Here is a 15,271-nt window from a genome sequence, read left to right on the forward strand (position 1 = left end):
TCAAAAACGGGGGTCAGTCCCGACCGGCTCCCGGCTTTTTCTTCTGATCCAAACCGCTCATGGTTTGGATCGTTTTATATGCGGAGCACCATTTTGACCGTCTGTAAGAGGTGCCCTTCAAAATCCTCTTCAAATGCGGACACCCATTCAACCCCTTTCGCTTTGTAAAAAGACATTCCGGCCTGATTCTCTTTTTTCACATGAACATAAAGCTCTTTTATCCCGCCGGACTTTTGTATGCCCTCTTTAAGCAGCGCCGTTCCTATTCCGTTTCCCTGGTAATCGGGATCAATATAAATAGCGGCAAGCTCAGCTTTTCCGCCTTCTTGAACGGGGCTGAAATTGGCAAAACCTGCGATTGTCCCGTCTGCTGCTTCTGCAGCCAGCAACAGAGATTGTTCGATCCGGCGTTCCATCATCTCATCATGATAAGCGGATTGGAGAAATTGATCCTGAATATGTTCAGGAATGATTCCTTCATACGTATGATGCCAGCTTTGTTTTGCGACTTGCCGGACTTGCTTTATATCGCCCGATTCCATAGCACGGATAAGCCATTCCATTCGTATCCGCCTCCTCATTTTCCCCATATATACCGGTATCACGGAAATCATTTTAAAATAAAAAAGAAGAAAAGAGCTTAAGCTCTTTCTTCTTTTCTTTTTGATATTTACTGCTTCGGCTTTGTTTCGCCTTCCCATTCCAGCATGCCGCCTTCTACATTAACCGTTTGAAAGCCCTGCTCCTGTAAATACATACAAACGTTCATGCTTCTTTTTCCGGAACGGCAGATGAACACATATTCCTTGTCCTTATCTAATGCATCCATCTTCTCGGGGATATCTCCCATGCGGATATGAACAGCCTCCGGAATCATGCCTTCGGCTACCTCTTCGTCTTCTCTGACATCGATCAGATACAGCTCTTCCCCCGCTTTCAGTTTATCTTGCAGAACGGCTGTGCTGATTTCATTTATCTTCAATTTGTGACACTCCTATTCGTCGTGATGCCTTTAAGTATACCAAAGGCGGCACGACAAATTCTATTGTTGAGGCTGAGAAAAACCCCTCTCTGTAAGAGAGGGGTTTCATTCGGTCAGTTTGCTACGATATTGACCAGCTTGCCTGGTACAGCGATGATTTTTCGGATTGTTTTTCCTTCAAGCTGTTCTTTCACTTTTTCATCAGCCTGCGCGAGCTGCTCTAATTGTTTCTTATCAGCATCAGCCGGAACGGTTAATTTCGCTTTCACTTTTCCGTTCAGCTGGACGACGATTTCCACTTCATCGTCGATCAGTTTTGATTCGTCATACACAGGCCAAGCCTCGTAAGAAATAGAACCGTTGTGGCCGAGTTTTTCCCACAGCTCTTCCGCTAAGTGAGGCGCAACCGGAGAAAGCAGCTTCACAAAACCTTCCATATAGTCTTTCGGCAGTTCATTCGCTTTGTAAGCTTCATTAATAAAAACCATCAGCTGGGAAATGCCCGTGTTAAAACGAAGGCCTTCGTAGTTTTCCGTCACTTTCATCACTGTTTCATGATAGACGCGTTCAAGTGTATCACCCGCGCCTTCTGTCACTTTGCCCGTCAGCTCGCCGTTTTCCTCAACGAACAGACGCCATACACGGTCAAGGAAGCGGCGCGCTCCGTCAAGGCCGGATTCAGACCAGGCAATGGAAGCGTCAAGCGGCCCCATGAACATTTCGTACAGCCGCAAAGTATCCGCTCCGTGAGACGCAACAATTTCATCCGGATTGACGACGTTGCCGCGGGATTTACTCATTTTCTCATTGTTTTCCCCTAGAATCATTCCTTGGTTGTACAGCTTTTGGAATGGCTCTTTCGTCGGGACAACACCGATGTCATAGAGGAACTTATGCCAGAAACGTGCGTAAAGAAGGTGCAGCACGGCATGCTCCGCTCCCCCGATATAAATATCAACAGGCAGCCATTTCTCTAATTTCTCAGGTGAAGCAAGCTGATCCGGGTTTTTCGGATCGATAAATCGAAGGAAGTACCAGCAGCTTCCCGCCCATTGCGGCATTGTGTTTGTTTCTCTTCTGCCTTTTTTGCCCGTTACAGGATCAGTGACTTCCACCCATTCTTTAATGATGGCAAGCGGTGATTCGCCCGTTCCGCTCGGCTTGATCTCATCGGTTTTCGGCAGAATGAGCGGCAGCTCCTCTTCCGGTACGGCCGTTGATGTTCCGTCCTCCCAATGAATGACCGGAATCGGCTCGCCCCAATAGCGCTGACGGCTGAAGAGCCAATCACGCAGACGATACGTCACCTTTTTCTCGCCGTTTTTCGTTTCTTCAAGCCAGGCGATTATTTTTTCAATGGCGTCCGCTTTGTTCAGGCCGTTCAGAAAATCGGAATTAACGTGCTCGCCGTCACCCGTGAACGGTTCCTCTTCAACGTTTCCGCCTTTTACGACCTCTTTGACAGGCAGGCCGAACACTTTGGCAAATTCAAAATCACGCTCATCATGGGCAGGCACGGCCATAACCGCTCCCGTTCCGTAAGTGGCAAGCACGTAATCAGCGATCCAGATCGGCATCTTTTCACCATTTACCGGGTTCACGGCATACGCGCCCGTGAAAACGCCTGTTTTTGTTTTCGCGAGATCCGTGCGCTCGAGGTCACTTTTGGCCTGAACTTCTTTTATGTAAGCGTCAACCGCTTCTTTTTGTTCAGCCGTTGTAATGGTGCTGACGAGCCCGTGCTCAGGAGCCAAAACAGCGTATGCCGCGCCAAACAGCGTGTCAGGGCGCGTTGTAAACACAGTGAACGTCTCATTGCGGCCGTCGATGGCAAAATGCACATTGGCCCCCTCTGAGCGGCCGATCCAATTGCGCTGCATGTCTTTAATGCTTTCCGGCCAGTCAAGCTCCTCTAAATCTTCAAGAAGCCTGTCCGCATAAGCCGTGATCTTCAGCATCCATTGCTTCATCGGGCGGCGTTCAACAGGATGTCCGCCCCGTTCGCTCTTGCCGTCAATGACTTCCTCATTCGCAAGCACCGTGCCGAGAGCCGGGCACCAGTTGACGGGCACTTCATCAACGTAAGCAAGTCCTTTTTCGTAAAGCTTGGTGAAAATCCACTGCGTCCATTTATAATAGTCCGGGTCTGTCGTATTGATTTCCCGGTCCCAATCATATGAAAATCCGAGGGACTGGATCTGGCGGCGGAAATTATCGATGTTATGCTTTGTGAACACTGCCGGATCGTTCCCCGTATCAAGCGCGTATTGCTCCGCAGGAAGGCCGAACGCGTCCCAGCCCATCGGATGAAGCACGTTGTACCCTTGCATGCGTCTCATACGCGACAGAATATCCGTCGCCGTATAGCCTTCGGGATGCCCGACATGAAGGCCGGCTCCTGACGGATAAGGGAACATGTCAAGCGCGTAAAACTTCGGCTTGTCCTCCTTTTCACTGACAGCAAAGGTTTTATGCTCCAACCAATAATTTTGCCATTTCTTTTCTATTTTTTCGTGCTGAAAACTCAACGCAAAAACCTCCTTCTGATTGAATACGGCGTCTTTAGTCCAAGTATTGACGGGATAAGGAAATTCATATTCAGATTATTCTAAAACTAAAAAAAACTCCCTCATCCCTAAAAGGGACGAGAGATTTTTTGTTTCCCGCGGTACCACCCTCGTTAGTGCGGTTTTCGGCCGCACTCACTTGATACTTTTAACGCAGTTATGCGTCAGCGGTTTTCACCGCTGCAACTCTGAGGTGAGTTCGGAAACAGACTTGATTGACTTTCACCGGCCGTCAATTCTCTGTATGCGAAATCTGCTTCTTACTGCTCCTCTTCACTGTTCTTATCGCTACCGTAATCTTACCTGTATTTTATAGAATTCTGTTCATAAGTGCAAGCAGGTTTGTATACAATGGGAATGTACCCTGAACGGGGTAAAGAGTGGGGATATTATTTAGATGGAGGATCTTTTTGCTGCTGTGGTTTTGCCTGGGCAGAGTCACTGTTTTGTTCTCTGACAAAATCAAAGCTTCTAAGAACAGCTTCACCGCCGTAGCCTGCGATTATGGATAAGATGACGAGTTGAATTCCTGAATCGGGGTCAGCGGATAAGACAAGTAAGATGGAAGCAGCCATTCCGATAAAGCACTCTTCCAAAAAACCGAGATAGATGAACCGCTTTGTCATTCTGGGTTTCTCCAGCCTGCCTCTCTTTTTCACATGACCGAGAATCCCCATGATTCCTCCAATTACGCAAGCAATTAATACCTGATGCAGCATCTTCATCATCACCTTCCTAAAGCCCTTATTTAGTAAAGCGACTTCAGGCCATCCAGCCCCCTTACGAATACGATGATTTTCGATATCTACATACTGGCAATTCTGCAAGAAAGGAAAAAGCTTGTTTCTTCCATTATATGTGAACACATGATCGGTAAGCTTGATGCATTAGATTCATTTTTTACCCAGTGACAATGACCTAGTCAGTTACTTAGCGCTGAATATGCAATCCCCTCTATATTCAGTGTATATGAGGACAAGCCCGAATGACAAATTGAAAGCCGCGGCTGCTTGAATCAGAACATATGTTATGCTACGGTTACTGTAGGTTCATGTAAAAAGGGGAGTAACAATGGCTGAAAAGCTTTACGGCCAAAAGGGGGTTTTACATGGCTGACTCAAACTTATTCGGAAAACTGGAGCAGCTAGAGCTGATCAAAAAGGCGCTTGATCACGCACGTATAGGCGTGGTGATTACAGACCCCTCTCTTGAGGACAATCCCATTGTGTATACAAATCAGGGATTTATGGATATGACCGGCTATTCTTCCGAAGAGATATTAGGTAAGAACTGCAGATTTCTGCAGGGGAAACAAACAGACAAAAAACAAGTCGCTAAAATAAGAAACGGCCTGAAAAACAAAGAACCGATTACGGTGCGGCTGAAAAACGTAAAAAAAGACGGCACACTGTTTTGGAACGAGCTGAACATTGACCCTTTGTTTATTGAAGACAAATTATACTTTGTCGGCTTTCAAAAAGACATAACAGAGCAAAAAGAATATGAAAAGCTTCTGGAGGATTCCCTCACGGAAATTTCAACCCTGTCAACCCCGATTGTTCCGATTCGAAACGGCATCTCGGCTATGCCTTTAATCGGCAACTTGACAGAGGAACGATTTGATTCAGTTGTTTCAACATTAACCGACATCCTGACCGCATCTAAAGATGATTACTTAATTATAGACTTATCGGGTTTGGCTGAAGTAAATGAACATACCGCAGATCAAATATTCAAATTGCATCATTTGCTGAAATTAATCGGAACAGAATTAATTATCACCGGCATCAAGCCTGCCCTTGCGATGAAAATGAATCAGCTGGATGCCAGCTTTGCTTCATTAAAAACCTATTTAAATGTAAAGGACGCCGTCACCGTGCTTCCAGTCATATAGACAGCAAAAACCCCGCCGGGCAGCGGGATTTTTTTATAACATCAACGCACTTGGACGTTTCCCTTATTCACGGTTTTTAACCGTTTGTCGTACAGCACGGTCGCGGCGATACTGACGACAAGGAGCGCCATCAGGAACAAAAGCAGCACAGACATGCCGTACTGATCAACAAGCACGCCGCCAAGCAGCGGGCCGATCATTCTTCCGCCCGTCGCCGCGCTGTTGACGAATCCTTGATAAAAACCTTCTTTTCCTTTAGGCGCAAGCTGATTGGCGATAGTCGGAACGGCAGGCCAAACGAGCATTTCTCCGATTGTTAAAATCACCATTGCGGCGAGATACATCGGAAATTGCTTTGCCGCAAGCAATACCCCGAAAGAGACGATAAAAATGCAAAAACCAATGACCATTTGTGTTTTTAAAGCGCCGGCCCACTTTTTCACAACAGCCCCGGCAAGCGGCTGTCCGGCGACGATTAAGATTCCGTTTACCGTCCACAGTACACTGTATAATGAAAGGGGCATTCCGATGCTTTGGGTATGAGAGGCAACGGTTGTTGACCATTGTGAATAAGCAATCCAGCCGAGAACATACCCGCTGCTTAAAATAAGAAGCGCCATAAATTTTGTTTTATTGCTGACAGGTTCATAATCAAGAACGGACGCTTGGCCGGCATCTCCGGTTTTAATGTTTCGGAACCCGAAAAATACGATCAGGAAAAACAGCGCATACAGGAGCGCATTGGCTAAAAACACGTACGTAAAGGAATAAGCTGCGACCATTCCTCCAAGCGCTGATCCGACGGCAACGCCTGCGTTTTGAGCGACATAAATCGCATTGAAGGCTTTTCGGCCGCCTTCCTTCCAAACCGCTCCCGCCATGGCGTAGCTTGCCGGAAATACAATACCGGAACCGAACCCGACAAGAATGAGCAGCCAAATATAAACGGGCCATTGATGAAACGAAACGAGCGCAAGAAGGCTCGCCAGCGTAATGATAATTCCCAGCATAATCGATTTGAACCCGCCGATTTTATCAAACAAAAATCCGCCGCATAAATTCCCCGCCACACTCGCGCCGGAATTCAGCATCAGGACAATCCCCGCCACCGTCAGCGACTTCCCTAGATGATTATGAATATAGATCGTATTGAGCGGCCACAAAAATGATGCTCCCGTGACATTGATAAACATTCCGATGACTAATATTTTCAAAGCGCGCGGCATACCGATCCCCCTTTCTTTATAAAAAAACCCATGAAAAAACGGAAACCGCAAGCGGCGGCTCCGTATCGATCAAGTTATCATAGCACATTCATTCTATATCCGCCGCCTCTTTTTTTCAACATAGGAAACCAAAAAAAATAATGCCGGAATGTTGAAAAAATTACAAATGAATGGATTCACAAGAATGATCCGTGATCATGCCCTTTTCTTCTGAACCCAGAACGGAATATAAAGAATGAAAAAGCTCACGATCACTGCCGCTTCCATTGACAGAGGGTACCACGGCCAAGGACCGAGAACGTCCAAAAGGGAGGATGTCTTCGGCTTTTTCATCAAATAGAGGTAATTTGCATTCAGGACATGATCAATGAAAAAGACGCAAGCGCCGTATATATTTACGATCAGCACGGAAGCCCAAAGAGCGCGGACCGTCGGCTTGTATCTTCGGGCGGCAGCCATAAACAGACAAGTAAGAAAAACACCTCCATGAGAGACGAAAAACACGATATACCGAAAATGCGGAAAGGAGTAGGCTCCCAAATCGGGAGTTGCCATCGCCTGGATCGCGCTGCCCAAACCGGCAAAATAGAGAAAGGCAAACAGCTTTCTGCTTTTCGTGATTAACAAAAGCATGGCCAGATACACTGAAATATCACTCAGCTGCAAAGGCAGGGATGTTCTCAGCGACCAGTCATGAAAATAAACCAGCCAAATATGGTAGCTGATTTGTGACGCAGCGAGAAGAAACAAAAGCACGTACCGAATAAAGCGGTCTCGCTGACTTTGATCCAGTTTCCGCCGGAAGATGATCACGCACGCTCCAAGCAGGCCTATAACCATCAGCGTACAGATGTGTTCTTTAGAAAAAAGCTGAAAGGGTTCGGTTTTAGGATTCATTTGAAAATATGTTTGCATATGCTCCCCCGCGTACAAAGAATGACATATGCTTATCGTGCTAAAAAATCCCCTCCTCTATTCAGAACCGCCGGCACACAGAAAAAAAAGCCCCGTTTTACCGGAGCTTTTCTTTTCATCATGACAGTGCAGAATGAATGACTTTTTTATAATAAAGCACGGACAGCATTCCGAAAATGGAATACAGCACCGTATACAGCGCCATGACAATGATCATCGGTGTCCACACTTCCGTTCCGAATAAAAACCAGCCCGATTGAACGGCAAAATAGCTGTGGAAAAGCCCGAGAATCAGCGGAATGCCGAAATTATATACCTGTTTCCTGCGGATGCCTTTAAGGAGATCCCCTTGTGTAAATCCGAGCTTTCGCAATATCGTGTAATCAGATCTCTCATCTTCACACTCACCCATTTGTTTAAAATACAGGATACAGCCTGATGTGATGAGAAAGGTTAACCCTAAAAATCCGACAATAAACATCATCAGCCCCATGTTTTTCTTTTGGGTGTCGGCTAAGTCAAAACGCGAGAGCTGATCGTCTGAATAGTGCTGCGCCTGAAACAGATCGTTTGCTGCTTTTAATTCATCCTCATTCTTCAGTGTGATGCTGAAAAACAGCGTGGTTTTTTTCTGAATGACCGGATCGATATCCTTTTCCAAACGATCAAATACATGCTGGCTCACAATGGCAATTGGCAGTCCGCTTGTAAATATATAAGGCAATATGAAGTCACGTCTCAAGCCCGAATAAGACAATGATATGCTTTCCCTTTTGCCATTCATTTCAATGCGTCCCGACTCTTTCAAGCTCAGAAATTTTTGCATCATATCATTATAGCCTGTGAATACGGTTTCGCGGTCAGAAAGAGATACCCCTTCTGCGTCCTTTTCACTTACGATCGGCAAGGCCATGTGTGAGGGGTCTTGTTTAAAATTACTCATATCGCCGTTTATAATGTGCTTCACATTGGCATCGGCTTGAATCGTCTTTATTTTTTTCATGTGATATTGAATCCCGTTCTCACGCAATAAAGCAGTAAATGAATCCGCCTCCTTTTGATTGTTCATCGCAAAATCCGCCGCTACATTTTGCTCGGCTGATTTTTCCGCAGAATAATACGAGATGTAGCTTAATGACAATAAACCGATCGAAAGCGCCGAGAGGGTTGTAATAATCGTCAGCAAAACGGCGTTGGACTTCATCCGGAACATAATGGAAGACAGCGAAAGCACTTCACTTACATTCAAATAACCGCCCTTTGATTTCCGGATAAGGTTTGCCAGAAAGCTGACTGAGCCTTTATAAAAAAGGTAGGTTCCGATTATAACTGATCCAAGAATAAATACCATCGCTAAAAACAGTTCATTCATTGACGTAAAGCTGCCGCCGAATAATTTGGAGGACACGGCATACCCTGCGATAATGCACGCAATCCCAATCATGCCGATCACCATCTGGAACCAAGAGAGCGATGTCATCTTTTGTTCAGAGGATGATGCCGCCTTAAATAACGACAGAATGCTTTGCCGTTTGATAAACAGGTAATTCATGATCATAATCAGAACATAAATCACACCGAAAACGACAAGGGTCTGAACAAGCGCCTTGCTTGAAAAAAACAGTGAGACAGAGGCTTTTACACCGACTGTGTGAAACAAAATCATCATGCATAATTTAGAAAAGGAAAAACCGACAAAAATCCCGATCCATATGGAAGTAAAATACAAAATGAAATTCTCCGCGCTGAGAATGCGGAAAATCCTCATTTTCGTCATTCCGATCAATTGGAATAAACCGATTTCCTTGCTGCGCCGTTTAATAAAAATCGTGTTGGCGTATAAAAGAAAAACAGACACGATCGCCACAAGCAGGATCGACGCCGCCCGAATCGCTGCCGCTCCTTTGATAGAGCTTTTCATTTCATCAAGAGCCGGGTCGTACTGCATTGTGACAAACGCAAAATAAAGGGCCGCGCTAAAAACTAAAGCAAAGACATAAAGATAATAGTTTTTGATGTTCTTTTTCAAATTCTGGAAGATCAAATGATTAATGTTCATGCTGAACCCCGCCTAACACGCCTTGCGTTTTCATAATATCCTCGAAAAAGTCCCGCCTGTCCTGTCCGCCTTTATTCAGCTGCGTATAAATGCGGCCGTCCTTAATGAAAATCACCCGTCCGGAATAGCTGGCAGCAACCGGATCGTGCGTCACCATAACGATCGTGGCATTCCGTTTTTGATTAAGACGGCTGAGCTTATTTAACAAATCAGATGCTGCCTTGGAATCAAGCGCTCCGGTCGGTTCATCGGCGAAAATAATGCTCGGCTCGTGGATAAAGGCTCTCGCGGCTGATGTCCGCTGCTTTTGTCCGCCTGAAATCTCACTTGGATACTTATCTTTCAATTCATAAATGCCAAGCTCCTCTGCCGCCTCTGCAAATTTTTGATTGGCATCTTTTTTAGACATTTTCGTAATGGATATCGGAAGCAGAATGTTTTCTTTCACTGTCAGCGTATCTAATAGATTGTAATCCTGAAATATAAACCCGAGGTGCCGTTTTCTGAATTCGGCGAGCTGCTTTTCTTTCATTGCGGTGATCTCTGTCTGATTCAGTTTAATCGATCCCGCGCTCACTTTATCAATGGAGGAGAGCACATTAAGCAGGGTTGTTTTACCCGATCCTGACGGCCCCATAATGCTGACAAATTCTCCTTTACGAATCTGAAGATCGATTCCTTTTAACACCTCTTGTTTATTCAGCTTACTTCCGTAGCTTTTTTGAATGTTGCCGGCTTCTAAAATCATCACGTTACGATTCTCCTTTAAATTAGATACTTTTATTATAAAAGCAGGACACGTTTTTTTCGTTTGATTGAGCGAACAAAAAAGAAAAGCATGTGACACTTTTGTCACATGCTGATCATTTTGACGGCATCGTTCCTCTTCGGAAAAGCCAAAGTGAAAACCGTGCCGCTTTCCGGCTCTGAGCGAACGCTGATGCGGATCAAGAGCGGAGCCGCAGCTTTTTCAGCCAAATACAGCCCCATGCCTGTTGACGCATGATCGTGCCGCTTTCCCGTCGACGTAAACCCTTTTTCAAAAATACGGGTGATATCCTGCGGAGCGATCCCGATGCCGCGGTCTTTGATCTCCATGTACACCTGCCCGTTTTTTTCATAACTTTTCACAGTAATGTCATCTGCTTCACTGTATTTGACCGCATTGCTTAAAAGCTGTCTGATGATAAAAGAAAGCCATTTTGCATCACTGAGAACCTCTTCCGCCTCAAGCTGAATGTCAAAGCCGATGCCTTTTTGAATGCACCAGGATTGTAAGGCTTTAATCTCCTTAAAAAGCAGCGGTTGAAGCTGAATGCTTTGAAACGATAAATCATTTTCTATAAAGGAAATACGCTTCTGATGCAGCTGCTGGTCTAGGAGAAGGTGAATCCGCAGCCATTCATACATTAAAGGAGCCTTTAACGGCTGTTCATCAAGGCGCTCGATCATAAGGTGCATCGCCGTTAATGGTGTTTTGACTTCATGAATCCAAGACATCAGCTCGTCCTTTTCGCGTTCCAGCTCTGACCGCAGTGCAAGCGAGCTTTCTCTTAATTGCCGCGTCTGGCCTTCAATGCTTTCCTCGATGACCGACTCAAACGGGCTGTCCGGCTCTTTAAGATAAGACACGTCAAGATTGGTCTCCCACTCTTTTAAGCTTTTATAAAACGCGGTCTCTTTGCGGAAGCGAAACACGAGAAAAACGAGAAATGCGAGAAGTGATAAATAGATAAAATACAAAACCGAAAAAAACGGAATTGACGGATCAATATATGCAACAAACAGAATGACGAGCTGCTGAATGAAAAACATCATAATCCAGCTTTTTCTCTCCAAAAGAAATGTCTTAATCATAGCGCCCGTCATCTTCCTTTGCGATGTAGCCTTGGCCGACTTTTGTTTCAATCATTTTCCCGATGCCTAACTGATCAAGCTTTTTCCGCAGGCGGTTGACGTTGACCGTTAACGTATTGTCGCTGACGAAGCGTTCATCATTCCATAAGCTTCTGATCAGATCTTCACGGCTGACGATTTTATTTTTTTGTTCCGCTAACAGCTTTAAAATCAGCATTTCATTTTTAGTCAGCTCAACTGAACCGTTTTCATGGCTGACGATATTTGTTTCAGCATCAATTGCAGCCCCGCACCATCTTTTGATGAGCGCCGGTTCTGCATTGTATTGATACACCCGCCGGAACACGGCTTGTATTTTAGCAATCAAGACGTCAAAATGAAAAGGCTTCTGAATAAAATCATCCGCTCCGAGCTGCATTGACATCACCATATCTGCGGGATGATCACGCGAAGATAAAAAAAGAATCGGCACGTTCGATTGAGAGCGGATCATTCTGCACCAATGAAAGCCGTCAAATTTCGGCAGCTGCACATCAATAATTACAAGATCAGGTTTGATCTCCGAAAACTCCCGGATGACCCGGCTGAAATCATTTATACCGTGAACGGCAAATGACCATCCCGTTAAACGCTCTTTTATTTCGTGAAACAAAGTTTTATCATCTTCTATTAACAAAATGTTAAACATTGTATCCGCCCTTTTCTGATAGATAGAGGAAAAACCGGCTGATGTCCAGCCGGCTTTTTTCCTTTAAAGCTCTCTTCTTAACGCGGTTAAGACATTTGTTTTTGTCGCTTTCCGGGCCGGATTCATACCGGAGAGGACCGCAACTCCCGCACAAATGACAACTGCGATCACAACGAGGCTGAGCGGGATATAAGAGAAGGTATAATGAAGATCTTCAGCTCCGGTCTTTCCCCCCACCGCTTTCAAAATAACCGGCACAGCCAGATTGACGGCAAAACTCACTCCGTAAGAAATAATAATGCCGATCACAGACCCTAAAATCCCGATATACGCGCTTTCCATCAAAAACATTCTGCGGATAATGGTCGGGCTTGCGCCGATTGCTTTCATAATCCCGATTTCCTGCGTTCTTTCTGTAACGGCCATTGTCATCGTGTTGAAAATCCCGATCGCAGAAATAATCACGGCAATGCATCCGACAAAGATCAAGCCGATTTTAAAGACAAGGAAAAATGTGTTGACGCCTTGAAGCTCGGTTGTGACTGACATGACTTGATAACCGTCATCACTCAGGTCATTCGTTAATTGGTCAACATTATCAAATTTGTCAGCATAGACTTTTGTGCTTTTTTGAACATTTCCGCCTTTAAAATCTAAGAATTTCGAAAAATCCTTTTTGAATTGATCACTGATAAAAATATTTGTGTCTTCCATCCAATCTTGAGACGGTTTTTTTGTAATCCCGACAATTTTAAAGTCGTACGTTTTTGTTTCCTCCGCATCTCCTGTATCTTTGTTCGTTTTAGAGATGCTCAGCTGTATGGTTTTATTCAGCAAATCCTTCGTATAGCCTTTTGGCTTTTTCACATCTGACGCGTCATCTTGATGATCCTGTAATTCTTTGTTGTAGGCATCCGCCTCTTTTTTCGTCCATAAGTTCTTCGCGAAATCATAGCCGACCACAATTTCATTTTCTGATTTGGCTACACTTCCCTGATCAAGCTCCATGTTGGCTTTTACTTCGTCTTTCATATTCGTTAACACAATCGTTGAATCTTCGTTTGTCCTGCTATCCAAGGACGCTTTATTCGGTTCATTCACTTGGGTTCTTTCAACGACAGACTTGACATGCTGATATTTTTCTAAGTCTGATTTTTTTATCGGTTTGCCGTTCTCTTGGCCGAGCACGCTGATTTCGGTTACGATCTGCTGGCTCATGGTGATATCTGTAATCGTTTTTTGTATTCCGAATCCCACCGAGGACAGCACAACCAAAAATGCGCACGCCATCGTCGTAGCAAGCACCGTCATGAAAACACGCAGACGGTTTTTCTTCATATTTCTTCTGATAAAGTGAACCTGATCCTTAAATCTCAACAGTAACGCCCCCTTTTAATACACCGTCATGCAGCAGGAATTTTGAATGCGCGATCGAAGCGACTTCATCGTCATGCGTGATGATGACAAATGTAATCCCGCGCTCCCGGTTCAGCTGCTGAATTAACGCAAGCACTTCGAGCTCCGTTTCTGAATCTAAGCTTCCCGTCGGTTCGTCGGCTAAAATAATCGACGGATTTAAAATCAGCGCCCTCGCAATACTGACACGCTGCTGCTGGCCGCCTGACAGCTCGTTCGGATAATGATTGGCATGATTCTCAAGCCCGACCCGTTTCAGCATATCCGCGACTTTCTGTTTGCGCTCGGACGGCTTAACGCCCTTCAGCGCAAGCGGCATTTCAATATTTTCATAGGTTGTTAAACTCGGAATGAGCTGAAAGCTTTGAAAAATAAATCCGAAATGGCCGAGGCGGAACTGCGCCCATTCTTTTTCACTGAAATCTGTCACATCAGTGCCGTCAATAACGATTCGGCCTTTCGTCGGTGATATGTAGCCGGAAATCAAATTCAAAAGCGTCGACTTTCCGGACCCGCTCCGCCCGACAATGCAGGCGATTTCCCCCTTCTCAACAGTCAAAGAAACATCCTTTAACACCGGAACCTCATTTTCTCGTCCTTTTCTGCCGATTTTAAATGAATGATCGATATGCTGTACATCTATCATTTACACCACTCCTCTTATATAAGCTTTGTTTTTTTATAGATGAAGAAATAACTGATCAAAAAGCCTATGACTCCGCCGATGAGCATACCGAATATGTAACCGGTATATGAACCGTTATAAGCATATCCGCATACACCCGCACTTCCCAACATACTGATCACCATGACGAGCACTTGAATGATGCGTTCTGTATGTTTGCTCAAGATAAGATGTCCGCTTCGTTCACTCGGCATTTTCAGGAAATTCACATAGCCGAAAAGATAGAAACAAAATCCCATTAATGCGGATGTAATCAATGCATGTTTCATGTAATAAATCCATGATGTATGAATGTAAGCGGCAGGCATTAAATAAATCAGAAACCCGCTCCAAGGGTAATCAATATCCTGCACAGCCTGCTTGCCAAAAAGGAACTCAGCGTTTAACAGGTAAATGGTCAAGACCACGATTGGAAAGACGGAGACCATGAACGCTGTGATTAGCTGTGCTGCCAAATTGCCCGTTATCGTGCCGGCAGCTGTCACTAATGCATAAATCATCAAGCTGATGACCAGCATCCCTGCGCTGAAAGAGTGAAAATCATGTACTGCGTCAGGTTTAAGCATAAGAAACAATATGTCAGATAACCCGTAAGAGACAAGCTGTGAGCCGGCTAACACGGCTGCCCCCAAGAAAAACTTAGTATGAAATATCCGGCTTCTCGAATACGGAAGACTCAATGTAAACATTTTTTCAGCCCGGCCTGCTCTTGTCAGAAAAAGCCCCATAATAACCGGGGGAATGAAATGCAGCCCAATCAAATTCCGATTGCTGTAATCAATGCTGAATGTACAAACTGAACCTGGATATTGATGAAATGCACTCACACAATCCTTATAGTGAAAATACTCATTTATAATTGCCAAAGGACCTAAGATAGATAAGAACCCCGCTGTAAGAAGCAGCAGCGTCTGTCGCTGCTTCCATTCTTTATATAGTAAACCGCTAATCGGCACCTTGCCTTCCCCCCAGACTTCTCATT

At 45.0% G+C, this 15,271-nt stretch carries 14 protein-coding genes and 1 other annotated feature; of the genes, 1 reads left to right on the plus strand and 13 read right to left on the minus strand.

Annotation, left to right across the window (positions count from 1 at the left end; genetic code table 11):
- Positions 1-74: 74 nt before the first annotated feature.
- The 4 genes from J7E26_RS17820 to J7E26_RS17835 form a co-directional block, all read right to left on the minus strand.
- Positions 75-563, minus strand: coding sequence for a GNAT family N-acetyltransferase (locus J7E26_RS17820; protein WP_214803717.1), 489 nt, complete (start codon positions 561-563; stop codon positions 75-77).
- Between the two features lie 107 nt (positions 564-670).
- Positions 671-982 (minus strand): rhodanese-like domain-containing protein, encoded by a 312-nt coding sequence (locus J7E26_RS17825; protein ID WP_214803719.1) that lies wholly within the window; start codon positions 980-982, stop codon positions 671-673.
- A 113-nt stretch (positions 983-1,095) separates the two neighbouring features.
- Positions 1,096-3,510 carry a leucine--tRNA ligase gene (gene leuS, locus J7E26_RS17830; RefSeq protein WP_214803722.1) on the minus strand — a complete coding sequence of 805 codons (2,415 nt, stop codon included), beginning with the start codon at positions 3,508-3,510 and terminating at the stop codon, positions 1,096-1,098.
- A gap of 109 nt (positions 3,511-3,619) precedes the next feature.
- Positions 3,620-3,835, minus strand: a binding site (T-box leader).
- A 103-nt stretch (positions 3,836-3,938) separates the two neighbouring features.
- A complete protein-coding gene (locus J7E26_RS17835) occupies positions 3,939-4,274 on the minus strand; it encodes a DUF4257 domain-containing protein (protein WP_214803725.1) in 336 nt (111 codons plus the stop codon).
- A gap of 383 nt (positions 4,275-4,657) precedes the next feature.
- Here J7E26_RS17835 and ytvA point away from each other — a divergent pair, with 383 nt between their 5' ends.
- The gene (gene ytvA / locus J7E26_RS17840; RefSeq protein ID WP_214814444.1) at positions 4,658-5,443 is read left to right on the plus strand and encodes a YtvA family blue-light photoreceptor; all 786 of its coding nucleotides are present in this window, start codon (positions 4,658-4,660) and stop codon (positions 5,441-5,443) included.
- 41 nt (positions 5,444-5,484) lie between these two features.
- Here the strand turns inward: ytvA and J7E26_RS17845 are convergent, their stop codons facing one another.
- From J7E26_RS17845 to J7E26_RS17885, 9 genes are all read right to left on the minus strand, one after another.
- Positions 5,485-6,669: an MDR family MFS transporter gene (locus J7E26_RS17845; protein WP_214803731.1), complete on the minus strand. Its 1,185-nt coding sequence runs from the start codon at positions 6,667-6,669 to the stop codon at positions 5,485-5,487.
- A 195-nt stretch (positions 6,670-6,864) separates the two neighbouring features.
- Positions 6,865-7,584 (minus strand): YwaF family protein, encoded by a 720-nt coding sequence (locus J7E26_RS17850; RefSeq protein WP_214803734.1) that lies wholly within the window; start codon positions 7,582-7,584, stop codon positions 6,865-6,867.
- 118 nt (positions 7,585-7,702) lie between these two features.
- Positions 7,703-9,643 (minus strand): FtsX-like permease family protein, encoded by a 1,941-nt coding sequence (locus J7E26_RS17855; RefSeq protein ID WP_214803737.1) that lies wholly within the window; start codon positions 9,641-9,643, stop codon positions 7,703-7,705.
- A complete protein-coding gene (locus J7E26_RS17860) occupies positions 9,633-10,394 on the minus strand; it encodes an ABC transporter ATP-binding protein (RefSeq protein ID WP_214803740.1) in 762 nt (253 codons plus the stop codon). The genes J7E26_RS17855 and J7E26_RS17860 overlap by 11 nt, the downstream gene beginning before the upstream one ends.
- A 101-nt stretch (positions 10,395-10,495) precedes the next feature.
- Positions 10,496-11,500, minus strand: coding sequence for a sensor histidine kinase (locus tag J7E26_RS17865; protein WP_214803742.1), 1,005 nt, complete (start codon positions 11,498-11,500; stop codon positions 10,496-10,498).
- Complete coding sequence (locus tag J7E26_RS17870) at positions 11,493-12,188, minus strand: response regulator transcription factor (RefSeq protein WP_214803744.1); 696 nt, start codon at positions 12,186-12,188, stop codon at positions 11,493-11,495. Before J7E26_RS17870 ends, J7E26_RS17865 begins: the two co-directional genes overlap by 8 nt.
- Before the next feature lie 63 nt (positions 12,189-12,251).
- Complete coding sequence (locus J7E26_RS17875) at positions 12,252-13,565, minus strand: ABC transporter permease (RefSeq protein WP_214803746.1); 1,314 nt, start codon at positions 13,563-13,565, stop codon at positions 12,252-12,254.
- Positions 13,555-14,250 carry an ABC transporter ATP-binding protein gene (locus J7E26_RS17880; protein WP_061520083.1) on the minus strand — a complete coding sequence of 232 codons (696 nt, stop codon included), beginning with the start codon at positions 14,248-14,250 and terminating at the stop codon, positions 13,555-13,557. Before J7E26_RS17880 ends, J7E26_RS17875 begins: the two co-directional genes overlap by 11 nt.
- A gap of 14 nt (positions 14,251-14,264) precedes the next feature.
- On the minus strand, positions 14,265-15,245 hold the full coding sequence (locus tag J7E26_RS17885; RefSeq protein ID WP_214803747.1) for an ABC transporter permease: 981 nt from the start codon (positions 15,243-15,245) through the stop codon (positions 14,265-14,267).
- Positions 15,246-15,271 lie beyond the last annotated feature (26 nt).

Origin of the sequence: Bacillus sp. ISL-51 (assembly GCF_018613535.1) — a bacterium.
GTDB lineage: Bacteria > Bacillota > Bacilli > Bacillales > Bacillaceae > Bacillus.